Below are 23545 nucleotides of genomic sequence, written 5' to 3'. Positions count from 1 at the left end.
CCTCCAGGGGCCGCCCCCCGGCCCCCCGCCACCGCCCCCCGGCCCCTTCCGCTTCGAGCCGCACTTCCGACGCCCCGACCTCGAGCGCCACCCATCCGGACGCGCCCTCGAATGTCCCCGCCGGCGTCGAAAGGACCGCCGGAAGCGCCGCCCCGAACCGCCCTTCGGGAAGATGCAGCGGAACCTCCCCCCCGCGAACGTCCACGCGCCCCGGACCCGCTTCCAGACGCGACACGCCCGCCCCACGGACGACGAGAAACCCGCCCTCCGGAATCCGCAGCCGGTCGCCCGCCCGAAGATCGAGACCTTCCCGCGCCGCCATCGCCCGCCCGCCGCGCTCGACCACGACCTCCGACGTCGCCGCGGCCACGACGGGGCCTCCTTCCCGCGGCGCGCGGGGGAAAAGGAGAATCGCCCCCAGGATCGCCAGGAACACCGCCGCCGCCCACACGGGGGCGGGCCGCGGCCTGGAAACCGCCCGCCCCTCAAGGCCTTTGATCCGCCCCACCACCTCCTGCGAAAACCGCGGCGCGTCGGCCAGAAAGCGGATCTCCCGGAGCACCGAATCCGTAAAGAGATCGGCCCGTTCCGCCAGAAGGACCTTCAGACGATGATGCACCTCGAGCTGATCGGCGAACGCGGAGAGCGCCTCCGAATCCTGCGCCAGCCGCCGCGCCAGCCGCTCCCGGCCCGGCGCGTCCAGGCTCCCCTCCAGATGCTCCCGGATCAGCGATTCGAGCTCCGCGTCCATGCTCACGGCGCCGTCGGGGCCGGCGAGCCCCGAAGCTTCCCCTCGATGCACTTTTTCAGACGAGCCCGGATCTTGAAGAGCGACACTTTCAGGCTCTCCGGAGTCCGCCCGAGCGCTTCCCCCAACGCCCCGAGCGACAGGCCTTCGCCGTAGTAGCGCCGCACCAGCTCCCGCGCCGTCCCCGAAAGAAGCCCCACGCACTCCCGAAGCGCGCCGATCCGCTCTTCGTCCGGCTCCTCCTCCAGCCGGCGGCTCAGCTCACCGGCCGTCACCTCGAGGAGGTAGTCCCGCTCCAGGCGCTTGCGGCGTCGCGCCCGCTCCAGCTCCGCCCGCAGGTGGTTGTAGGCGATCGCCCGGAGCCACGCGTAGAAGTCCGTTCCGACCTCGAAATTCCCCAGCGCCCGGTAGGCGCTCACGAACGCCTGCTGCGCCAGATCGTCCACCCACTCCGGTCCCGGCACGTACCCCGCCAGGAACGCCCTCAGCCGGGCCTGATACGCCCGGACCACCCCCCCATAGGCGTCGGCGTCCCCCGCCTTCGCCCGCGCCAGGGCGCTCGAAACCTCCGCGTCGTCCACCATCCTTCCATTCCGCAGGATATCCTGAGGTTAACCGTTCCGGCGCCCGCGCAATATCGGAAGCTGGAGGGACTTTCGATGCTCCGCTGGGCGGCGCTCCTGGCGCTGGCGACCTGGGGACAGGAAAAGGACCGGGCCGACGCCGACCCGTCCTCTTTCGCTCCGCCGCCGGAATTCACCCTGCGCGCCCGGGTCGCGGCCTCCACGCCTTCCGTCCCCGTCCGCCTCCGGTGGCGCCACGGAGGAGAAGGCCTGGGCGGGAACGTCACCTCCGGCACGCTGGCCGAGAATCTCGCTCCCGGCGCCTGGTCGGACCCCGTGCCCGTCGCCTCCTTCGCGCGGCGCTTCCCCCGCCGCCTGTTCGTCACCTTCACGCTCGAACCGGCGGCGGGAGACCGGAAAGACCGCCCCGCCCTCAAGAACGTCCGCGTCGAGTTCGAGTTCCAGTACCGGGGAAAGACCGTCCGCACGTTCGAAGAAGCGGGCCCGGACGGCCCCACCGTGGGAATCTGCATCCCCGCGTTCCGCGCGGCCGGAGGGAAAACGCCCGACGCCCCCGACTTCGCCGCCGAACTTGGAGGACTTTCTTCCTACGCGCGGGCGCGCGCGGAACGGATCGAAGCGCTCCCCGGCCCTCCCGGGCCCCTCCCCGAACGCTACATGATCGTCACCGACCTCGGCGGATACGGCGCCGGCGCCGGCTACGGCATCCGCCACACGAATCCCGCCGTCGTCGAAACCGAGCTGCGCACGCTGCGCCGGCTCGGCGTCAACGCCCTCCGCGCGCGGCCGGCCTGGATGGAAACGCGCATCGCCGAACGGACCGGACCGGGGGCCGCCTTCGCGCGCGGATGGATCGACGCCGTCCACGGATTCCCGGTCCTGCGTCCCCGCCGCGACGCGGCCGCCACGCCCGGCGCCGGATGCCCCTTCAACCCCGCCGTGTCCCGGCTCCAGGAAGCCCAGATCGCCCAGGCCCTCGAACACCTCAAGGACCCCGTCGACGAAGTGTGGCTGCTCACGGTGGACGAGATCGGCTCCGTCTTCGACCAGACGCCCGAAGGCAAAGCGAAGCACGCTCCGGCCTGCGCCGACTGCACCCGGGCCTTCCAGGACTTCGTGCGAACGCAGGGGCTGCGACCCGCCGACTTCGGAAAAACGGATTGGAGCGAGGTGCGCCCCGTGGATCCTACCGTCCCCGGAGCGCCGCTCCGCGATCCCTCCTTCGCCCTGGCCGCCTACCAGACCGCCCGGTTCGGCGCCTACGCCACGGCGCGCCTTTTCACGCCGCTTCGGGAGGCCCTCGCCCGGGCCAACGCGAAGAAAAAGGCCGATCCGTCTCTGCGACAGCCGTGGCTTTTTTCGTACGCCCTTCGCGGAAACACTTTTCTCATGCGGGGCCACAGCCTGGACTTCTTCGACTTCTACCGCCACGCGGACAACGCCTTCGTCTACGAAACGTCCAACCGCGACCCGCGCGTCTGGGGATGGGACAGCTACCTCTGCGACGTGGCGCGCGTCGTGACGGCCGACCTGGGCCTGCGGTTCGGCATCTATGTCAAGCCCCACCGCGGCGCGCCTCTCCAGCGGGCGCTGGCGGCCGCCTCCCGCGGCGCCCGGATGATCTACTGGTACACCTACGGGCCGGACTACTTCAAAGGAGACAGCTTCTCGGAGCGGCCCGACGCCCTCGAACAGGTCTGCCGGGCGGCGCGGCTTCTGGGCGCCGCCGAGGAGACCCTCTACGGCTCCTCCTGGGCCAGGCCCGCCGAAGCGGGGATCGTCAACCCCGGCGCCTCGGAGCGCTGGCTGGGTCTCTCCGGAGCGGCCCCCGCCAAGGCCGCCGCCTGGGAAAACGCCAAGTGGATCTACGCCGCCCTCCAGCACGCCCACGTGCCGGTCGATCCGCTGGACGAAACCCTCCTGGCCGGAGCCGATCTTTCCCGCTACAAGGTCCTTTACATCAACGGACCTCACCTCACGCGGGCCGCCGCCGAAAAGGTCGCCCAGTGGGTCCGCGACGGCGGAACGCTCTACACCAGCGGCGGCGGACTCGCCTACGACGAAGCTCACCGGCCGCTGCGGGCCCTGGAGCCCGTCCTGGGCCTCAAGGACCGCCAGGAACCCCGGATCTTCTATCGGGTCGCCCTCTACGGAGCCACGCGCCTGGAACCCTACGACGATCCCCGGAACGTCCTGGCTCCCGTCCCGCCGGGAGCGCGCGTCGTCCCCTCGGGCCCGTTCGCGGGCTCGTTTCCGATCCTCATCGGCCGCGAGGAGCTTCGGCCCTCGACCGCCGAAGTCGTGGCCCGGTTCGAAGACGGCTCGCCGGCCGTCACGCGCAACGCCTTCGGCCGGGGGGAAGCCTACGTGGCGGCCTTCTTCCCCGGACTCGAGTACAGCGCCCCCCTGCGCGCGGCGGGCTTCGACCTGTCCCGCGACCTTTCCGCGGAGCGACGCTCCTGGATCGCGGCCCCGGCGCTCGCGCGCGTGGCCCCCGTCGTGGACGCCTCCGCCCCCGCGGTCGAAGGGCTCCTCCTCCGAAACGCCGCGAACGGGCGCCTCGCGGTGACGCTGGCCAACTGGGCCTACCGAGCCCTCCCCGCCGGGGGAGCCGAACCGGCAGCCGCGACGGATCTCACGATCCGGATCCGCGGCGCCGGCTCCATCGCGCGGGTGCGGTCCCTGGCGCTGGATCGCGCGCTGCCGGCCGACACCTCCGGCGAGACGACGACCGTCCGCCTCCCCCATCTGGCGGAGGGCGACATTCTTCTCCTCGAATCGGGGAACCCATGAAGGAACTCGTGGCGCTCGCGCTGGCGGCTCTCGCGGGCCAGGAAAAGCCCGCGTTCTCCTTCCGGGACGTGACGGAGGAAGCCGGGCTCCTCCCCGAAGTCGCGGGCATCCGCGGGCACGCCGCCGGATGGGGCGACGCGGACAACGACGGCTGGATCGATCTCTACGTGGGCACGTTCCGCTCCGAGGGCTCGAAAGCCAATCTCTTCTTCCGGAACTCCGACGGAAAGTTCCGCCTCGACGACCAGGAGGCGCTGCGCCTCTCCACGCGCTCGAATTCCGCGCTTTTCTGCGACCTCGACAACGACGGCGACCTGGACCTCTACGTGGCGGGAATGCCCGGGACCGGAAAGGACGGCCGGGCGTGGGCGCCCTGCACGCTCTTTCGGAACGAGGGCGGCGGAAGGTTCACCGACGTCTCCGCCGGCAACGGCGCCTGCCCGCCTTCCGGCTTCGCCGGCCGGAGCGCCGCGGCGCTCGACTACGACGGCGACGGACTCCTCGATCTTCTCGTGGGCGACTGCGTCTTCGGCGCCTACCGGGGCGGAAAACGCTCGCGTCTTTTCCGGAATCTCGGAAACCTGCGTTTCCGGGACGTGACCGACGAAGCGGGGCTCCCCGCGGTGCTTCCCGCGCTCGGGGTGGCCGCGGGGGATCTCAACGGAGACGGCCGCCCGGACTTCTTCGCGGCCGGACGCGACGGCGGAAACCGGCTCTTTCTGAACGACGGCCGGGGCCGGTTCGTCGAGCCCCCGGGAAGCCGCGCCGTCTTCGACTGGAATCTTTCCCGGGGCGAGGACACCCCGGCGGGGGTCTGCTTCGGCGACGTGAACGGGGACGGGCGGCCGGACATTCTCGTCGGCCAGCACTTCGAGGCGCCGTGGAGAAAGCCCGTTCCCCTCCGGCTCTACCTCAATCTCGGGGGCGACCCGCCGAGCTTCCGGGACGTCACCGAAGAGGCGGGCCTGACGCCCATTCCCATGAAAGCCCCGCACGTCGAGATTCAGGATTTCGATAACGACGGCCGCCCCGACCTTTACGCCAGCGTCGTCGTCTTCGCGGGAGGCCGCCCGCGTCCGCTCCTCTTCCGGAATCTCGGCGCCTCCGGAGGGATCCCCCGCTTCCGGGAAGAAGCGCTCGGCGCGGTCGATTTCCCCACGGACGAGGACCGCGCGATCCGAGGCTCGGGGGAATTCTTCCGGAAGGTGCTGAGCGACCGGAAGATTCTCTACACCGCGCCCGGGCCGTCCGGCGACTTCGATAACGACGGGCGGCTGGATCTCTTCCTGGCGAGCTGGTGGCTGGAGGCGCCGTCGCTTCTTCTGCGCAACGAGACGGCGGGGGGCGCGGGACTGGACGTCCGCGTGGAGGGAGGGCCGGGGGTCAACCGCATGGGAGTCGGCGCGCAGGTGCGCGCGTACGCCGCGGGAAAGCTGGGGGATCCGGCCGCGCTTCTCGGCGCGCGCGAAATCGCCGTCGGGTACGGATACACGTCCGGGCAGCCGGCCGCGGCCCATTTCGGCCTGGGGAAGGAAACGGCGTGCGACCTGGAAGTTCTTCTTCCCCACGGCAAGGGCAGAATCGTCCGCCGGGGCGTTCCGGCCGGGCGGGTCACCCTCGCGGGCCCATGAATAAGGAAGGAGGGATCGGCCCCATGTCTTTCTTGAGGATCGCGTTCGGCGCGGCGGCGCTCCTGGGAGCCGCGCAGGACATCCCCTTCCCCCCGCGGCTTCCGGACGGCAAGGAGGTCGTGACGGACACGTCCGACCTCTTCCTCCAGCCGCCCGGACCGCTCAAACCCGGGATCGCCGTGGCGCGAACGCCTCCGACCGTGGATTTCTCGTACATTCCCGGGCAGGACTATCCGGGCGCGCCGTGGTCCACGTGGGGGGACAGTCTCGCCTTCGGCGGCACGTACTACACGTCGCTCGGGGACCACCTTGCGCCGGGCAAGGGCAAGGATCCGTCGAAGACCGGAACCGCGCGGGTTTACGCCTACGACCCCGCGGCCCGCTCCTGGCGCCGCCTGGTGGATCTCCAGGAGCTTCTGAATCTCCCGCCGGGGCACTACACACCGGGCAAGATCCACAGCCGGATCGACCGGGGCGAAGACGGCTGGCTTTACTTCTCGACCCACCGGGGTTCGCCGGCGGCGACGCGGTCGAATCCCACCTTCAAGGGCGACTATATCGTGCGCGTCCATCCGGAAACCGGCCGGGCGGAAGTCCTGGCGTGCGGCCCCGTGCCGCGGCACAGCATTCCGAACGGCATGCTCGACCCCAAGCGCCTGATTTTCTACGGCGGCACGGCCTCCGGGGAAGGCGAAAAGGACGTGCACTTCTTCGCGTACGACGTGCGGTCGCGGAAGGTGCTCTACGCGGGACCGGACGGCCCGGCGCGGTGCATGATCCTGGCGGCTTCCAGCGGCAAGGTCTACTTCGTGCCCGGCAACGGCCCGGGCGCGCTGCGGCGCTACGATCCGGCCCGTCCCGGCGAGGCGCCCGTCGAGCTTCCGGTTCGGCTCTCCATGCGCGCCACGACGCCGGAAACCCCGGACGGCGTCGTCTACATCGCCTCGCACGAGACGCCGACCCGGCTCTACGCCTTCGACACGCGCAAGGAGGAGCTGCGGGAGCTGGGGGAGGCGGCCGTCGGGAATCAGCAGTACATCGCGACCCTCGACGCCGATCCCGCGGGGCGCTTTCTCTACTACTCGGCGGGCGCCCACGGGGGCACGGACCGGGACGGCACGCCCGTCGTCCAGTTCGACGTCCGGACGGGTCTCCGAAAAGTCGTCGCGTTCCTTCATCCCTTTTACAAGGAGAAATACGGCGCGGCGCTCGTCGGCACCTATGCGATGGCGGTGGATCCCGCGGGGGACAGGCTCTACGTGACCTGGAACATCAACCGCCGCGGGGGAAAGGCCTGGGACTGCGTCGGCGTCACGGTCCTTCACCTTCCGGAGTCGGAACGGACGCCTTAAGGAACGAGGGCCCCTTCCAGGACCGATCAGGGGCCACACCGTCAGGATCCGGAGCCGGTCGATGTGCTCCGGCTCCGAAGCGCTCGAACCTGCCCCGACGCCTTCGCGCGGGGCCGCGCGCGCCCGAGGAGGCTACCGGCCGGGGCCGCTGGCGGTCAGGCGGCGCGTCGCCCTCTTGAGGAAGAGAATCGCGAAGCAGGTGTCCCACGTGGGCTTGTTGAAGTGGCTCGCGTTCCAGCTCCCGTCGGGCCGCTGCGCGGCCAGAAGCTCGCGGGCCCCGTCCAGGTACCAGTCGTGGTTTCCGATGAGCGCCGTGTCGTAGAGCATTCCCGCCCGTTCGATCGCGTAAAGGTAGTAGTAGAGCCACGCGTTCTTCGCCCCGCGGCCCGTTTCCGCCTCCGGGCCGTTCTCCTTCACCGACCAGTACTTGTCCAGCCACGCCAGGCCGTCGAGAACCACCTTGTCCTTCTTCCAATCCTTCTTGAGCATGTAATCGTAAATGCACACGGCGCCGATCGCGCCGGCCGTCATGGACCCGTAGGCCTGCCCGCCGCGGCCGCAGGCGTTGCCGTCCCCGTCGTCGTAGCACCAGCCGCGCGGATCCCCCAGAGGCGTTCCCCCGGTCGCCACGGCGCCGGCGTCCTTGCCCTTCTCGCCGGGATGCTGGTTGGCCGCCCAGTACGCCCGGGCGCGCTCCACCCACTCGCGCGGAAAGACGACCCCCGCGTCGTGGCAGGCCCGCATCCCGAGCGCCGCGTACTGCGAATTCGAGTTGTCGCTCCGCTGCGCGGGACCTTCCTTCATCTTACGGACGGGAACGGTCTTCGCGACCTTGGGCTTCTCGCGCTCCCCGGACGCCGCCGGACGGCCGCCCCCTGAGGCCACCTCCCGACGCGATCCCGTCGTCGGAACCTCCAGGGCGTACACGGTGGGCTCGCCGTACGAAAAGCCTCCGTCCGCCTTGATGTTGTCGATCAGAAACTGCGCGCACTGCACGATCTTGCCCTGGTACTTCACGCGGTCCAGCTCCTCCAGGCACATCGCCAGCAGCGACACGTTGTAGACCCGCTCGAGCTTGGCCTCGAGGCATTCCTTGAGCAACGCCTGGAAGACCGGGTCGTCCTCGGCGAGCCCTCCGTGGATGAAGGTCAAAAGCTTCAGCTCGTTCGAGTTTGAACTATGGGCCCCGGAGGGAGAGTCGGAGGTCTTGAGGTATTCGAGGCCCCGCCGGATGGCCTCGTCCACGTTCTTCTGATCGACGGCGGGATTGGGCTTGAACCCCTGGCCGGGCTTGCGGTTGGGGTCCTGCTGGGGAACGGCGGCCAGACAAAGGGCGAGATAGATCCCGATCCTCATAGGAAAAGCCTCCGCGTTACCTCGCCCCCCTATACTTATGCCTGTCTCTCTCCTCGTGTGACACAAAAGGCGCAAAGTCGTTGAGTCCGGTCGGACGAAAGGCCTATACTCTCGGGGCGCCCGCCATGAAGCTCTTCGGAAGAACGTGGGACCGCCGGTCGCTTCTGGCACGCGTGGGAGACCTCCGTCAGATCGGCGGCGCCGTGCCGATCACGCTGCAGGACGGCCCGGAGCGCGGCGTCCGGGCCATCGACGTCCGCACGGGCACCGGCTTCCGCTTCGTCGTCCTGCCGGATCGGGGCCTGGACGTCTGGATGGCGGAATATCAGGGCGCTTCGCTCGCCTGGCTTTCTCCCACGGGCCCCCTTCACCCGGCCTTTTTCGAGCCCGAAGGACTCGGCTGGCTGCGCGGATTCGCCGGCGGCCTGTCCGTCACCTGCGGGCTGACCTACCTGGGACCGCCCCACGTGGACCAGGGCCGCGCCCTCGGCCTGCACGGCCGGGCGTCCTACCTTCCCGCCCGCGAGGTCGCCGTCCTGGAGAACTGGGAGGGGGACGACTATCGGATCGAGATCCGCGGGCGGATCCGCGAGGCGGCCGTTTTCGGCGAACACGTGACCCTCTCGCGCCGCCTCTCCACGGCGCTCGGAGAAAACCGGCTGTTCCTCGAAGACACCGTGGAAAACCTCGGCGCCGAACCGGTTCCCCACATGGTCCTCTATCACGTCAACGGCGGCTTTCCGCTCCTCGACGAAACGGCCGAGCTCCTGACCGCCTCCTCCGAGGTCCGCCCCGCCAATCCCGTCTCCGAGCGCGAGCCCGGCGATTTCGCCCGCTTTCTTCCGCCGAGTCCGGGATACCCGGAGCGCCTCTATTTCCACACGCTGCGGGCGGGACCCGACGGCCGGACCGCGGTGGCGCTCGTGAACCGCGGATTTCAGGGGGGACGGGGCCTCGGATACCTCCTGCGGTTTCCCGTTTCGGCGCTCCCGTGCTTCACGGAGTGGAAGATGATGGGACCGGGGACGTACGTCGTCGGCACGGAACCGGGCAACGTTCACCCCGTGCCCCGCGAGCGGCTCCGCCGCGAGGGAACGCTGCCCTTCCTGGCCCCCGGGGAGCGCCGGCGCTACGAAATCGAATTCCGGGTCCTCGCCTCCCCGGAGGAGATCGGCGCCGCGGAAGCCGAAATCCGATCCCTCGGCTCGTCCTGAGGCGGCGCTACCGGAGCCGGCCCGGCTCGCGCGCGCCCGTCGCCGGCCGCTTGAGCGCGGAGTCCCCGAGATCGCCGCGCATCGCCTCCGCCAGCGTCTGGATCCGCGCGACGACCTCCGGATGCTCCGCCTGGACGTCCCGCGTTTCGCCCGGATCGCGTTCGAGATCGAAAAGCGAAAGCTCGATCCGCCCCGTCTCGGTGCGGGCGGGCAGGCCTCCCTTCCCTCCCGGACGGCCCGCCAGCGTCGGATAGGTGTGAAGGAAATGAAGCTTCCAGCGTCCCCAGCGGACCGCCTGAAGCTCGCGGTGCCAGTAGAAGTAAAGCGCCTCGTGCGGACTGCGCGCGCCGGGCTCCCCCCGGAGGAGCGGACCGATGTCCCGCCCGTCGATCGGATGTTCCGGAAGCGCCGCCCCGATCAGCCGCGCCATCGTGGGCAGAACGTCGATCGTCATGGCCGGCTCGCGGCACACGGTCCCCGCCGGAATCGTCCCCGGCCCCCAGGCGATCAGAGGCACCCGGACCCCGCCTTCGAAGGTCGTGCCCTTGCCTTCCCGGAAAGGACCCGCCGACCCGGCATGGTCGCCATACGGCAGCCACGGCCCGTTGTCGGAGGTGAAAAGGACGAGCGTATTCCGTTCCAGCCCGTTCCGGCGGATCGCCTCGACGATCCGGCCCACCGAATCGTCCACCTCCATGAGAACGTCCCCGAACAGCCCCGCGCCGCTCCGCCCGCGGAACCGGTCCGACACGTGGAGGGGCACGTGCACCATGCTGTGCGGCACGTAGAGAAAGAACGGACGGGACCGGTTCTTCTCGATGAACGCGACCGCCCGCTCCGTGTACCAAGTCGTCAGCATCTCCTGGTCCCGCGGCGTCACCTGGGGACGGACCGGGTGCGTCCCCTCCAGAAGCGGAAGATCCGGAAAGTGGCGCGCCGTGGGATGAAAGGGCCACATGTCGTTCGAGTAAGGCAGCCCGAAGTATTCGTCGAAGCCGTGCCGCGTCGGGAGGAACTCGGGCGCGTCGCCCAGGTGCCACTTGCCGAAGCAGGCGGTGGCGTATCCCTGGCTCCGGAAAAGTTCCGCCAGCGTCACCTCGCCGTCGGCGAGACCCACTTTGGACCGTGGGCCGAGCGCGCCGAAGATGCCGACCCGGACGTTGTAACAGCCCGTCAGAAGGCTCGCCCGGGACGCCGAGCAGACGGCCTGCGAAACGTAGAAGTCCGTGAAGATCCGCCCTTCCCGGGCCAGGCGGTCCAGATGGGGCGTCCGATGCGCTTTGGCGCCGAACGGACCGATATCCGCATACCCCAGGTCGTCCATGAAGATGAGCACGACGTTGGGCCGCCGGCCCGCCCGGGTCTCCTCCGGCGCGGCGCATGACGCCGCCGCGCAGAGGATCGCGAGCGCCGACAGTCTTCGAAGCGTCTCGACGCGCACATCCATGAAACACCCTCCGGAGGCGGAAGGCTCGCGGCCGGAAGAAGTTTTGCGTCCCGGCGTTCCGTGATGTATCCTTCATGCATCGTCACCTTCCGGATGGGCACCATGGAAGCGAGCCGACCTCCCGCGCCCCGCGTCGTCGTCGTGGACCCGGATCCCGTGTCCCTCGGGAGACTCCGGGAGACGCTCGAGCCCGAGGGCCTCGAGCTTCAGTGCGTCCTGAGCGGGGCGGCCGCCCGCGAGGCCTTCCGAACGGCGCCGCCGACGGCCTGCGTCCTGGAGCTTTCGCTCCCGGACACGCCGGGCCTGGACCTCCTGCGGGAACTCCGGCGGGAATACCCGAACACGGCATTCCTGGCCCTGAGCGCCCAGGTGGCGCCTCACGAGATCGTGGCCGCGCTCAAGCTCGGAGCGGTCGATTTCGTCGCCAAACCCGTCGATCCCTCCCGCTTCCGCATCCAGGTCCGCAACGCCCTCCAGGAGGTCTTCCACGCCCAGGAGCTCGACCGCGCGCGGGCCGAGGTGGGCGACGGACTGACCTCGATACAGCTGGACCAGATCCTTCAAGAACTGATCGTGCGGGGCGGCTCGGACCTGCATCTCAAGGTCGGCCGGCCTCCGCTCATGCGCATCTCCGGCGACCTCGTGCCCACCGAGCTGCCCGAGATCGCGGAGAACGACATGAAGGGGCTGCTTCTTCAGATGCTGGGCCGGGAGGGGCTGGCGGCCCTGGAGGCGAACTTCGAATGCGACACGTCGTACCTCCTGCCCGGCGTCGCCCGCTTCCGCGTGAACGCCTTCCGGCGGATGGGACAGTTCGGCGCCGCGCTCCGCATGATCCCTCTGGCGGCGCCGACGATCGAGGCGATGGGCCTGCCGGACGTGCTCAAGGAGATCTGCAAGGCCCCCCACGGCCTCGTCCTCATCACGGGCCCCACCGGCAGCGGCAAGTCCACGACCCTTGCCGCCATGATCGAGCACCTCAACGAGACCCAGTCGCTCCACGTCGTGACGATCGAGGACCCCGTCGAATTCGTCTACACCGACAGGAAGTGCACGATCAACCAGCGCCAGCTCGGAACCGACGTCAAGTCCCTTCACGAAGCCCTCCGCCGCGCCCTGCGCCAGGACCCCGACGTGATCCTCATCGGCGAGATGCGCGACATGGAGACGATCGAGCTGGCGATGCACGCGGCCGAGACGGGACACCTCGTCTTTTCCACCCTCCACACCAACGACGCCAAGCAGACCCTGGACCGGATCGTGGACACCTTCCCCTCCGCGGCCGCGCCCCAGGTGCGCGCGATGCTCGCCCTCACGCTCCAGGCGGTCATCAGCCAGCGCCTCGTCCGGCGGGCCGACGGCAAGGGGCGTGTCGCCGCCGTCGAGGTCATGATCAACTCCCCCAACATCCGCGAGCTCATCGCGGAGGGGAAGACTTCGCAGATCGAAAAGGCCATCGCCGCGTCGGGCGACTTCTACCGCATGCAGACCTTCAACCAGGCGCTGGCCCGCCTGGTTCTGGACGGCGTCGTGGCGGAGGAGGAAGCGCTCGCCTCGACCCAGAATCCCGGAGACCTCCGGCTCCTCCTCAAGGGGGTCACCAGCGGATCGACCTCCGCCCTGCGCGGCGCCGACGCCGGCCGCTCCGCCGCCGACTCGGGGAAGATCAAGATCAACCGGGGTTTCTGACGCTTTCCTCTACGGGCGCGCCGCGGGCCAGCCCGCCCGGAGCACCGCCGCCAGCTCCCGAACCCGATCCGCGTGTTCCGGCCGCCCGGCCAGGTTCACGCTCTCGGCGGGGTCGGCCTCGTGGTCGTAAAGCTCGTACTCCCGGAAATCCTTGCCCGGAACGCTCCACTCCACGAGCCGATACCGGTCCGTGCGCACGGAGTACCCCATCGCGCGCCCCACCCCGGGAATCGTCCGCGGGTACTGGCTGAACGCCGCCTTCTTCCAGGGCCGGTCGGGATCGTCCAGGAGCGGCCGGAAACTGGTCCCTTCGAGCCCCTCGACGCCCGGAAGACCGCACAGCTCCAGAAGCGTCGGATAGACGTCCACGAGCTCCACGAGCGCCCCGGAGGAACGTCCCGGCGCCTTCCGCCCCGGCGCCGCGACGATCAGCGCCGTCCGCGTGGCCCGCTCGTAGTTCGTGTGCTTGCACCACTGGCCGCCCTCGCCCAGGTGCCAGCCATGATCGCCCCAGACGACCACGACCGTTTTCTCCCGAAGACCCAGCCGGTCCAGTTCGTCCAGGAGCCGGCCCACCTGCGCGTCCATGTAGCTCACGCAGGCGAGATACCCGTGGATGAGCTTCCGCGCCGTCTCGGGCGGAATCGGCCCCTCCTTGGGCATTCCATGGTACGCCCGAAGTTCTCCGAAGCCCGTGGGCGCATAGCGAGGAGCGTCCTTCGGAGGCGAAGAATCCTCCGGAAGCGGAATCTTCGCCGCATCGTAGAGATCCCAGTATTTCCGCGGCGCCACGAACGGCAGGTGGGGCTTGAGAAATCCCACCGCCAGGAAAAACGGGCGATCCTTCAGCGCCCGCAGCGCCTCGATCGCCTGATCCGCGAGCGATCCGTCCGGAAGCGCCCCATCCTCCACCTCCGGCGCTTCCCATGCCCAGCCGCGCGGAACGTTCCGGCGGTTGGAGAGATCCAGCCCGCGGGCGCGGGCGTCCTCCAGAAGCTTCCTGAGAAAGGCCTGCCCTTCGGGCCCGTAGGCGGGCCTGCGGGGCCCCGAAGAAGGCACGCTCCACGAAGGAGGGTCGTCGAACCCGCCGTGGTAAATCTTGCCGAAGGCCTGCGCATGATAGCCCTGCGCCTTGAAATGCTGGGGAAGCGTGACCACGTCCGGCAGCGCCTTGCGGAAGTGCGTCTCGAGGTCGTAGACGCGGGTGGCGTCCGGCCGGCGGCCGGTCATGAGGGACGAGCGCGACGGGCTGCAGACGGCCTGCTGGCAGTAGGCGCGCCGAAAGACGGTCCCGCGGGCCGCCAGCCGGTCCAGGTTCGGCGACCGGACGAGGGGGTCGCCATAGCAGCCCAGCTGCGGCCGCAGGTCGTCCACCGCGATGAAAAGGACATTGAGCCGCGGTGGAGCCCCCTCCTGCGGAGCCGCGCCCGCCGCCACGGCGGCCAGGAGAATGCCCAGTGCGTTTCTCATGACCCTATGAACACGCCCCGCCCTCCCGGGGATGCGCCCCGCCGGATGCGGATTCCCGCCGCAGAAAGGCCCCCGCCGGGCACGCTATATAGGGACGCTCTTCGTGATCGTCATTCGCATCCTGCCCCTGGATGCTTGCGGTGGGAGAAAGCCCCATGAGACGGACCCTCCTGGCCCTGCTGGTGGCCGCGGCACCGGAGGCGCGGCCTCAGGACGCCGCCCCCGCCGTCGAACGCGGCCCCGCGGGCGTCGTCTGCAACGTCACCGTCCTGTCCGACAAGGTGCCCGACGTCTCCAGCCTCGAAGCCTGGAAGAAGTCCTTCCTCAAGGACGGAATGAAGGACGCCGAGAAAGCCCTGGCGGCCTGGAAGACGGTCCGCATGTTCCAGCACCAGGACGCCCCGCCCGTCGAGTATCTTCAGGCCGAAGACCTCGTGCAGGATCCCATCAAGGTCTTCAACGTCTACGGTTACGCGATGTGCTCGCCGGCCTCCGCCCACGTGAGCGCGCTGGCCCGGACCGCCGGGCTCCAGGCCCGCGGCCGGATCCTCAACGCCCACAGCGTTCCCGAAGTCTTCTACGACGGCGCCTGGAGGCTCCTGGACGCCTCCCTCATGTGCTACTTCCCCAAAGCCGACGGCACCCCGGCCGGGGTGGACGAGATCATGGCGGGCGTCCGCGAATGGTATGAAAAGAACCCCGACTTCAAGGGCAACGAAAAAAAGCTTCGCGAATTCATGCGCGGAGGCGGCTGGCGGCGGGGCCCGGACATTCTCCGCCGCTGCCCTCAGTACGACGAAAACGGGTGGTTCGAAGCCGGCACGCACGGCTGGTACTCCACGATGATGGAATACGACGGCTCGGCCAACGGCTTCTTCGAATACGGCTATTCCCTGGGATACCGCGTCAACATCCAGCTGCGGCCCGGCGAACGGCTCACCCGCCACTGGTCCAACAAGGGACTCCACGTCAACATGGACCGGGGCGGCGGACCGGGATGCATGAAGCTGCGCGCCGGCGAGGGGGCCCTGCGATACACGCCCAAGGACGGGGATCTCGCCAACGGACGGGTGGGCAACGGGGTGCACGAGTACGAGCTGCCCGTGTCCGGCGACTGGCGCTCGGGCGTCCTCGAAGCGACCAATCTCGGCGACCGGCCGGAGGTCCGGGACCCCTCGCGGCCGGGAGTGCTCGTCCTGCGGATGCCGTCGAGCTACGTCTACCTGACGGGCAAGCTCTCCTACCGCGCCTCGGGCCAGGTCGCGGTGTCCTTCTCGGACAACCACGGCCTGGACTGGCGCGACCTCGGGGGCGGCGCGGGAGAGCGCGAAATCGACCTTTCGCCCCTCGTCCTGCGGCGCTACGACTACCGACTGCGCTTCGAGCTGCGCGGCGCGGGCGCGCGCCTGGAGGCGCTCCGGATCGTCCATGACGTCCAGCATTCCCAGCGGCCCCTCCCGGCGCTCGCGCAGGGGCCCAATACGATCACCTTCCGCGCCGGCCCGCCCGAGGGCACGATCACGCTCGAGGCCTCCGCCAACCTGCGGAACAAGGGCAAGCAGCTCGTCTACACGGACTTCCACCCGGAGATCAAGGGCTTCGAGCCCGGGCTTTTCATCGACGGCTCCGGCCGCGGCGAAATCACCTTCCCGGTGACGACGCCGGGGGATCTCATCCGCCTGCGCTTCGGCACGCACTACCGCGCGCGGGACGCCCGCGACGGCCTGGATTACCAGGTTTCCTTCGACGAAGGCAAAACCTGGAAGACCGTGGACCGGGCGCCCGGCGGCGTGGCCGGGTTTTCGAAATACGTCGTCTTCTCCGACGTCCCGTCCGGAACGCGGCGGGCCTGGGTGCGCTTCGCGGGCACGAGCCGGAACGCCACCGGAATCTTCAGCTTCCGCATCGACGCCGATTACCGCGAGCCCCGGGGCGGCTTCCGGCCCGTCCAGGTCACCTACCGCTGGGAGGAGAACGGCCGTCCCCGGGAGCAGACGTTCGTCGCGCGGCGGCCCCAGGAAACCTGGAACCTCACCTGCGCCGCCCGGCCCGTCATGAAATCGATCGTCCTCGAGCCGGCCGAGTGATCGCGCTTCTTCTTTTTTCCGTCGCGCTCCAGACCGACGCCTCGGCTCCGGAAGGCGAGCCCGTCCTCGACCCGCCCACGCTCCACTGCCTGGGCGTAAGCTGGACCGTCCGGGGCGACGATGACCGCGACGCGCGCGTCGAGATCGCCTTCCGCCGGGAGGGAGCGTGGGACTGGCGGCCGGGGCCGCCCCTTTTCCGGGTGGAGCGGGGCGCCGCCCGGCGGGACCTCCCGGCCGGAACGTGGCTTTTCGCCGGGAGCGTCGTCGGCCTGGATCCGGGCGCGCCCTATGAGATCCGCCTGACCCTCATCGATCCCGACGGCGGCCGCGCCGAGCGCGTCCTCAAGGCGCGCACCCTCGCGGAACCCGTAGCGCCCCCCGCCCTGGAGGAAATCCGCGTGCGCCCCGGCCCGCGCGCCCTGCGGGACGCCGCGCGGCGCGCCCGGCCGGGAACCGCGATCCTCCTTCACGCCGGCGTCTACGAGGCGCCCCTCGAGGTCTTTTCGAGCGGCGAACCCGGGCGACCCATCGTCTGGCGCGCGGCCGGCGACGGGGAGGCGATCCTCGACGCCGGCGGAACGGGCAACGGCATCGTCGCCGCGGGCGTCCACGACGTCTGGTTCGAAGGGCTGACCGTGCGCCGCGCCGTCAAGGGCCTGACCCTTCCGAACTCCAGCCGCATCGTCGTCCGCCGCTGCCGGTTTCTGGGCGTCACCTACGGCGTCTTCGCCACCGTCAACGACGCCGGCGACGTGCACGGGCTCTTCCTTTCGGACAACGTGATCGAAGGACCGTGCACCTGGCCGCGCACGAAGGGGATCGAGAACGCCCGCGGAATCCAGGTGACCGGCGTCGGCCACGTCATCGCCTACAACCGCATCCGCGGGTTCGCCGACGCGATCGACACCCTGCCCTCCGCGCGGTGCGCCGCCATCGACATTCACAACAACGACGTGAGCGAGATGACCGACGACGGCATCGAACTGGATTATTCGGAGCGCAACGTCCGCTGCTTCGCCAATCGCCTCACGAACGTGTACCAGGGCATCTCCGCGCAGCCGGTCTACGGCGGTCCGGCGTACGTCTTCCGGAACGTGCTCTACAACGTCGTCGAGGCTCCCTTCAAGCTGCATCAGAGCCCCTCCGGGGTGCTGCTCTATCACAACACGGTCGTCAAGAAGGGAACTCCGCTCGTCGTGGCCACGGAGCATCCGGTGCGGAACTGCGTCTCCCGGAATAATCTGTTCCTCGGCTCGGCCGCCCCCTACGCCGCCCAGTTCGAAGCCCCCATGGTGGACTGCGACTTCGACGCCGACGGCTTCGGCGGCGGCCCGTGGAACCTCTTCCTCAAGTGGAACGGCGTCCGCTATGCGACCCTGGAGGAAGCCCGGGCGAAAGCGCCCGCCTACCGGCGCGCGGTCGTCGTGGCGACGGCGGGGGTGCGCGTGCCGGACGATCCCGCGCGCGCGTACCCGCCCGAGTTCGACGGCCGCGTCCCCCGGGACGCAGGGGCGGCGGACGCGGGCGTGCGACTGCCGGGGTTCAACGACGCCTATGCGGGCCGGGCGCCCGACCTGGGAGCCGTCGAGAACGGCGCGCCCCCGGCCCGTTACGGCCCCCGCTAGGCGTCCGCCGCCGGCAGCCGCACGACGAACGTGGTCCCCTCGCCCTCGCGGCTCGTGAACGAAATCGTCCCGCCGTGCGCCTCCACGGCCCATTTGGCGATCGACAGCCCCAGGCCCGTCCCCCCCGCCTCGCGCGAGCGCGCCGGGTCCACGCGGTAGAAGCGCTCGAAGATGTGCGGCCGATCCTTCTCCGGAATCCCCACCCCCGTGTCGGCCACCGTGAGAACCGCCTCGCCCCCGGCCGCCTGAAGCGTGGCCTCCACCCGGCCCCCTTCCCGGTTGTACCGGATCGCGTTCGAAAGGAGATTCGCGAACACCTCCCGGAGCCGGTCCGGATCGCCCTCGACCGTCGCCGCCTCCGCGCTCACGGTCACGGCCACGCGCCGTTCGAGAGCCAGCGGACCGAGCATCGCCGCCGTCTCCTCGAGGAGCTTGCGGAGATCCACCCGCTCGCGCTTGAGGACGAGCGTCCCGGCGTCCGCCCGCGCCAGCGTCAGAAGTCCTTCGACCGCCGCCTTCATCCGCTGCGCCGCCCGGAGGCACGCCTCCAGCGCCTCGCGATACTCGGCGGGGGACCGTTCCCGGCGGAGCGCCAGCTCGGCCTGGGTCAGGATGACCGAAAGCGGCGTCCGAAGCTCGTGCGAGGCGTCCGCGGTGAAGCGCGTCTGCCGGGCGAACGCCCGCTCCAGACGGTCGAACGTCGCGTTGAGCGTCCGGGCCAGCCGTCCAAGCTCGCTCTGCGTCTGGGCCACGTCGATCCGCCGCGAGAGGTTGGACTCCGAGATCGCCTCCGCGGCCTCCGTGATCGTGCGGATCGGCCCGAGCGCGCGCCCGATCAGGAACCACCCTCCGGCGAGGGCCAGAAGCAGCACTCCCCCTCCGGCCCCCGCGATCGCGCCCGCCAGCTCCCGGAGCTTCTCCCGCACCCCGGAGATCCGCTGGCCCACGAGAACCCACGCGCCCTGCGGGTTCCGGACCGCCACCTCCCGCGCCCGCCCGCGGTCGCGCGCCCCGGCCGACGCCGGGAGCGGCGCCTCGAGCTCCGGCCGCGAGCGGTCCACGAGCGCCCCCGTTTCGTCCCAGATCGCGTAGTACGGACCGTTCCGGCCGCCGGAGGAGAAGATCCGCACGTAGTCGTCGGAAAGCTCCAGGTCGTACCCTCCGCCCCCCTCGCGCTCGAGCGCCCCGGCGAGCGCCTGGGCGTGCGCCAGAAGCCGCGAATCCACCTCCCGGAAAAGAGACCGGCGGACTTTGTAGTAGAGCGTGCCCCCGAAGCCGGCCACCACCGCCGCCAGAAGGACGGCGTAGCCGAAAAGAAGCGCCCCGCGGATCGACTTAAGCATCGACGATATACCCCTGCCCCCGTCGCGTCTCCACGAAGTCCTTGCCGAGCTTGCGGCGGAGGTTGGAGACGTAGACGTCCACCACGTTCGAGAGCGTGTCGTCGTTCTCGTCGTAGAGATGGTCGTAGATCATCGTCCGCGTGACCAGCTCCCCCCGGTGAAGGGCCAGGAATTCGGCCAGCGCGTACTCCTTGGGCGTCAGGTCCACCGGACGGCCGCCGCGCCGCACCGTCCGCGACGCCGTGTCGATTTCCACCGCTCCGATCCGCAGAACCGGCGCGGGCTTCCCGGCCGCGCGCCGGATGAGGGCCCGCAGCCGGGCCACGAGCTCCCCGAGCTCGAAGGGCTTGGTCACGTAATCGTCCGCTCCCGCGTTCAGCAGCGCCGCCTTCTCCGCCGGCGCGTCCCGCGCCGTCAGGACGAGGACGGGCGTGGCCTTCGTCTCGCGGAGCCTGGCCAGGAGGCGCCGCCCGTCCAGACGCGGCAGCATCAGGTCGAGCACCACGGCGTCGTACGGCCAGCTTTCCGCGTTGAACAGGCCGCTTTCGCCGTCATGCGCCACGTCCACGGCGAAGGATTCCTCCTCCAGCGCCCGCCGGAGCGCCGCCGCCAGGTCCCGCTCGTCCTCGACCAGAAGCACCCTCATCCTACCGCAGCTCCTCGACCGCCAGGTCGTCGAACCAGGTCACCGAATCCGACTTGATCCAGACGCCCACCTTCCCCGCCTCGGAAAACGTGCGGTCTTCCGCTTCGAAAAGCTTTTCTCCGTTCAGGAACACCGCGATCGCGGCCCCCCGGTGCTCCACCCGGAGACGCTGCCACTCCCCGGTCTTGAGGGGCACCCGCTCGCGTCCGGCGAATTTGATCCGGTTGCCGTTGACCACGCGGTAGAGGCGCACGTTCTGCTCCAGGACGTTCGACCGGGCCAGGTAGTAGTTGTTCTCGTCGCGACACCTCCAGACGAGCCCGACGGACTGATCGCGCCCGCCGGCGATCGGACGGCCCCGGACCGAGAGCGCCAGGTCGCGGTAGGAGGAATCCCGCACGATCGCCAGGGCGTATCGGTGGGCCGGAGCCGAATCCTCCACCTGCGCCAGGACGCGGTTCTCGCCGTCCTGGAGCACCTTCCAGACGCCGGGCCCGACCCCGCGGGTGGAAACCCGATCGAAGCCGGCCGGGGGCCCGCCGGGGGCGTCGCTCTCGAACGTCCAGGTTACCGGGCCCCAGAGGGCAAGACCGATCGCCAGAAGTTTCATCACCTCCGGAATCGTACCGGCCGAACCTTAAGGGATAATGAAGAAGGGCGCCCTTGAATAACATGACGGCCGGCCTGGAAACATGTCCTTGCGGGCGTCCCGTATTCGGGAACCCGCGGCGCGGCCCGGCGTCCAAAGAAGTATGGAGGACCCCTCCCATGAAGCTTGCTCTCGCTCTGGCGACCGCCGCCGCATTCCTCGCTCAGGAGACGCCCCCCAAACCGTCTCCCAACGCCGGGCGCGCCGGCTCCTATGAAGCCCGCACCTCCAGGCCGGGCTACAAGTACTGGGTCTATGTGCCGCGTTCCTACTCGCCCGAAAATCCCGCGGGGGTGCATCTTTTCTTTCACGGCCAGAACGGCCAGGGGTCGGCCAGGTCGTTCGACCTCTGGGCCCGCGCCCTCCTGGAACCGTTCAACCTCATCGGGATCAACATGCAGTACGAGGACGGGGACAACGCCTCCGACACGGAAGGCAAAGTCAAGGCCGCGCAGGAGGCGCTGGCCCAGGTCATGGCCGACTACAAGGTGGTGGCCGGGCGGGGCGTGATCGCCTCGTTTTCCGGCGGCGGCCTGCCGCACGGGCTTTTCTACGACCGGCACGGCGGGGCGCCCCGGGGCAGGGAATGGCCGTTCTGCCAGGCGGCCCTCTACGGATCGAACTACTGGCAGCCGCCCCGGCACCAGAAGCCCGCCCCGATGGCCTGGCTCGTGGCCGTCGGCCGGAAAGAGTGGACGCTCGCGCGGCTCGGGGAAAGCAACACGCAGCTGATGGCCGCCCTCCTCAGCGAAGCCTCACGCGGCGGATGGCCGGACCTCCACTTCAAGGTCCTCCCCGAGAAGGGACACACGATCGCGGACGAGGACGTCGCCGAGGCCGCCCGCGTCTTCCGGCGCGCCGACCTGGCCCTGGCCCCCTTCCTCTATGCTCCGGACTTTCCGGAGCCCGAGCTCCGGCGCGCCGTCGAGGCCGCTCAGGCCCTGGCTTTGGGCAAGGCCCACGAGCTCGCCGAAAAGGCGCCCGACAAGGTCCGCGCCAGGGCCGACGTCCTCCGCGAAAAGATCCGCGCGCGCGTCCGGGCCGTGGTCGAGCTGGCCGGGGAGCTGGCGGAGAAGGATCCGGTTCTGGCCGTCTTCTATCTGCCCCTCTTCCAGCGCCAGCTTCAGGGGCTTCCCGAGGCGCGGGAGCTCTCCAAGCGCCTGCAGGCGGCGCGCACGCCCGCTTCCCCGAAGGCCCTCGCCCTTCTGCCTTCCTTCCAGAAAAACTTTCCCTCCTTCTTCACCGGAACGGGAACGCTCAAGCCCGAACACGTCCCCTTCCTCGAGCAGCTCCGGGAGGCCGCAGGAGCGGACGCCCAGGTGGGCCGCATGGCGGCGGAGTTCCTGGCCCTCCGGTAGGAAGGCGCGGAGGGGGACCGTCCCATCTCCCGAGCCCGCGTCCTCGTCCGTTGAACTCCGTGCCGAGAGATGTTGACTCATTCAATACGTTTGATATACTCATAGCATGAGTAAGAGACTTCAAATCCTCCTCCAGGAAGACGAGCTTCGGGAAATCCGTCGCGCCGCCCGGCGCGGGCGCATGACGGTTTCCGAATGGGTGCGCCAGGCGCTGCGCGCCGCCCGGCGCGGCCAGCCGGCCTCGACGGCGTCACGCAAACTGTCCGTCATTCGAGAAGCCTTCGGACATTCGTTTCCCACGGCGGATCTTCCCCGAATGCTCTCCGAGATCGACCAGGGAGCGCGCGCGGGCCTTCCGGAATGATCCTGGTCGACTCGAACGTCCCCATGTACCTCGTGGGAGCCGAACACCCCCACAAGAACGAGGCCCGGCGCCTTCTGGAAGAGGCGGTCTCCCGCCACGAGGTCCTGGTCACGGACGCGGAAGTTCTTCAGGAAATCCTTCACCGATACTCCGCCCTCAAGCGACCGGACGCCATTCCCGTCGCCTTCGAAGCGCTCCTGGGCGTTGTTGAGGAGGTGTTCCCGGTCGAGCGACGGGACGTCGAACGGGCGCGCGACATCCTCCTGGGAAGCAAACGCCTGTCCTCCCGGGACGCCCTCCACATCGCCGTGATGGAGCGCCACGGCGTCCCGACGATCTTGAGCTTCGACGCGGGGTTCGATGGATACCCCGGCCTCACCCGCCGGCCCGGCCCCGGCCGGTGAAGGCGCCCGGCGTTCGACGCTCCGTCAGACCGCTCCGGCCGCGGAAAACCCGAGCAGCGTCGCGATGAGGAAGTAGACGGTCGTCCCGAAAAGGTCGTTGAACATGGTGACGAAGGGGCCGCACGCGGCGGCCGGGTCCCGCCCCAGCCGGTGAAGCACCAGCGGCTCCAGCGTCCCCACGAGGGACGTCGCCGCCGTGGCCGACACCATCGCCGCGAAAACCGCCGCTCCCAGCTTGAACACCTCGGCGTGGCCCCATTCGAGGGCCACGGCCACCCCGGAAGCCGCCACCCCGCAGCTGACCCCGAGAAGAAGACCCAGCCGGAACTCCCGGGCGAGCACGCGCAGGAACTGTCCCCGGTGGAGGGTGCCCATCCCGAGTCCCCGGATGACCATCGTGGTCGATTGGAGGCCCACGTTCCCCCCCGTGGCCATGATGGCGGGCATGAACGCGGCCAGGATCGACGCCCGTTCCAGAGTCGCCCGGAATATTCTCGAGAGCACGAGCGCGATGAACAGCTCCCCCCCGAGCGTCAGATAGAGCCAGGGCAAACGCATCCGGAAGCGGGCCCGGAGCGGGGTGTGGAGGCTGTCCACCATCCCCACGCCCGCCAGCTTCATCATGTCCTCGCTGGCTTCGTGCTGGATGACCTCGATGATGTCCTGGAGCGTCACCACCCCGAGGAGCCGCATGTCGTTGTCCACCACCGGCACGTGCCGGAGCCGGTACTTCTGCGCCAGCCGCGCCACCTCCTCCTGGTCCGTCGCCGGCCCCACGAAGATCA

General features: G+C 69.8%; 19 protein-coding genes. 10 read left to right on the top strand and 9 right to left on the bottom strand.

Annotated features, from left to right (window positions below; translation table 11 throughout):
- Positions 1-757 (bottom strand): hypothetical protein (locus VNO22_13300; GenBank protein HXG62348.1); only part of this gene is annotated, 757 nt, incomplete at its 3' end.
- Complete coding sequence (locus VNO22_13295) at positions 754-1332, bottom strand: sigma-70 family RNA polymerase sigma factor (protein ID HXG62347.1); 579 nt, start codon at positions 1330-1332, stop codon at positions 754-756. The genes VNO22_13300 and VNO22_13295, both read right to left, overlap by 4 nt.
- 75 nt (positions 1333-1407) lie before the next feature.
- Between VNO22_13295 and VNO22_13290 the strand changes: the two genes are divergently transcribed.
- Genes VNO22_13290 through VNO22_13280 form a run of 3 tightly spaced genes read left to right on the top strand, consistent with a single transcriptional unit; the run spans position 1408 to position 7108 of the window.
- Positions 1408-4125 (top strand): hypothetical protein, encoded by a 2718-nt coding sequence (locus VNO22_13290; GenBank protein HXG62346.1) that lies wholly within the window; start codon positions 1408-1410, stop codon positions 4123-4125.
- Positions 4122-5756 carry a CRTAC1 family protein gene (locus VNO22_13285; GenBank protein ID HXG62345.1) on the top strand — a complete coding sequence of 545 codons (1635 nt, stop codon included), beginning with the start codon at positions 4122-4124 and terminating at the stop codon, positions 5754-5756. Before VNO22_13290 ends, VNO22_13285 begins: the two co-directional genes overlap by 4 nt.
- A 23-nt stretch (positions 5757-5779) precedes the next feature.
- Positions 5780-7108, top strand: a complete 1329-nt coding sequence (locus VNO22_13280) for a hypothetical protein (GenBank protein ID HXG62344.1) — start codon at positions 5780-5782, stop codon at positions 7106-7108.
- A gap of 132 nt (positions 7109-7240) precedes the next feature.
- Here the strand turns inward: VNO22_13280 and VNO22_13275 are convergent, their stop codons facing one another.
- A complete protein-coding gene (locus tag VNO22_13275) occupies positions 7241-8464 on the bottom strand; it encodes a hypothetical protein (protein HXG62343.1) in 1224 nt (407 codons plus the stop codon).
- A 125-nt stretch (positions 8465-8589) separates the two neighbouring features.
- Between VNO22_13275 and VNO22_13270 the strand changes: the two genes are divergently transcribed.
- Complete coding sequence (locus tag VNO22_13270) at positions 8590-9678, top strand: aldose 1-epimerase family protein (GenBank protein ID HXG62342.1); 1089 nt, start codon at positions 8590-8592, stop codon at positions 9676-9678.
- Positions 9679-9685: 7 nt separating this feature from the next.
- Here the strand turns inward: VNO22_13270 and VNO22_13265 are convergent, their stop codons facing one another.
- Entirely contained in the window at positions 9686-11125 is a 1440-nt protein-coding gene (locus VNO22_13265; GenBank protein ID HXG62341.1) for a sulfatase, read from the bottom strand.
- Between the two features lie 102 nt (positions 11126-11227).
- On the opposite strand from VNO22_13265, the gene VNO22_13260 reads away from it, so the two are divergent.
- A complete protein-coding gene (locus VNO22_13260) occupies positions 11228-12814 on the top strand; it encodes a PilT/PilU family type 4a pilus ATPase (GenBank protein ID HXG62340.1) in 1587 nt (528 codons plus the stop codon).
- Positions 12815-12823: 9 nt separating this feature from the next.
- Here the strand turns inward: VNO22_13260 and VNO22_13255 are convergent, their stop codons facing one another.
- Positions 12824-14284 carry a sulfatase gene (locus VNO22_13255; protein HXG62339.1) on the bottom strand — a complete coding sequence of 487 codons (1461 nt, stop codon included), beginning with the start codon at positions 14282-14284 and terminating at the stop codon, positions 12824-12826.
- A gap of 155 nt (positions 14285-14439) precedes the next feature.
- On the opposite strand from VNO22_13255, the gene VNO22_13250 reads away from it, so the two are divergent.
- Both VNO22_13250 and VNO22_13245 read left to right on the top strand, forming a co-directional pair.
- The gene (locus VNO22_13250; protein ID HXG62338.1) at positions 14440-16371 is read left to right on the top strand and encodes a hypothetical protein; all 1932 of its coding nucleotides are present in this window, start codon (positions 14440-14442) and stop codon (positions 16369-16371) included.
- Complete coding sequence (locus VNO22_13245; GenBank protein HXG62337.1) at positions 16368-17996, top strand: right-handed parallel beta-helix repeat-containing protein; 1629 nt, start codon at positions 16368-16370, stop codon at positions 17994-17996. The genes VNO22_13250 and VNO22_13245 overlap by 4 nt, the downstream gene beginning before the upstream one ends.
- Here VNO22_13245 and VNO22_13240 read toward each other — a convergent pair.
- From VNO22_13240 to VNO22_13230, 3 genes are read right to left on the bottom strand one after another with little or no spacing between them, the layout of a single operon-like run.
- A complete protein-coding gene (locus VNO22_13240; protein HXG62336.1) occupies positions 17993-19339 on the bottom strand; it encodes a heavy metal sensor histidine kinase in 1347 nt (448 codons plus the stop codon). The genes VNO22_13245 and VNO22_13240 overlap by 4 nt on opposite strands.
- Positions 19332-19985 carry a response regulator transcription factor gene (locus VNO22_13235; GenBank protein HXG62335.1) on the bottom strand — a complete coding sequence of 218 codons (654 nt, stop codon included), beginning with the start codon at positions 19983-19985 and terminating at the stop codon, positions 19332-19334. The genes VNO22_13240 and VNO22_13235 overlap by 8 nt, the downstream gene beginning before the upstream one ends.
- Before the next feature lies 1 nt (position 19986).
- Complete coding sequence (locus VNO22_13230; GenBank protein ID HXG62334.1) at positions 19987-20595, bottom strand: family 16 glycoside hydrolase; 609 nt, start codon at positions 20593-20595, stop codon at positions 19987-19989.
- 158 nt (positions 20596-20753) lie between these two features.
- Here VNO22_13230 and VNO22_13225 point away from each other — a divergent pair, with 158 nt between their 5' ends.
- The 3 genes from VNO22_13225 (at position 20754) to VNO22_13215 (ending at position 22760) form a co-directional block, all read left to right on the top strand.
- Complete coding sequence (locus VNO22_13225; GenBank protein ID HXG62333.1) at positions 20754-21992, top strand: hypothetical protein; 1239 nt, start codon at positions 20754-20756, stop codon at positions 21990-21992.
- A 106-nt stretch (positions 21993-22098) separates the two neighbouring features.
- Positions 22099-22356, top strand: a complete 258-nt coding sequence (locus tag VNO22_13220) for a CopG family transcriptional regulator (protein ID HXG62332.1) — start codon at positions 22099-22101, stop codon at positions 22354-22356.
- Entirely contained in the window at positions 22353-22760 is a 408-nt protein-coding gene (locus VNO22_13215; GenBank protein HXG62331.1) for a type II toxin-antitoxin system VapC family toxin, read from the top strand. The genes VNO22_13220 and VNO22_13215 overlap by 4 nt, the downstream gene beginning before the upstream one ends.
- A gap of 24 nt (positions 22761-22784) precedes the next feature.
- Here the strand turns inward: VNO22_13215 and VNO22_13210 are convergent.
- Positions 22785-23545 (bottom strand): magnesium transporter (locus tag VNO22_13210; protein HXG62330.1); only part of this gene is annotated, 761 nt, incomplete at its 5' end.

It is taken from the genome of Planctomycetota bacterium (genome assembly GCA_035574235.1).
Lineage (GTDB): Bacteria > Planctomycetota > MHYJ01 > MHYJ01 > JACPRB01 > DATLZA01.
The sequence above is the reverse complement of the archived record's forward strand: the minus strand, read 5'-3'. Positions and strand labels throughout refer to the sequence as shown.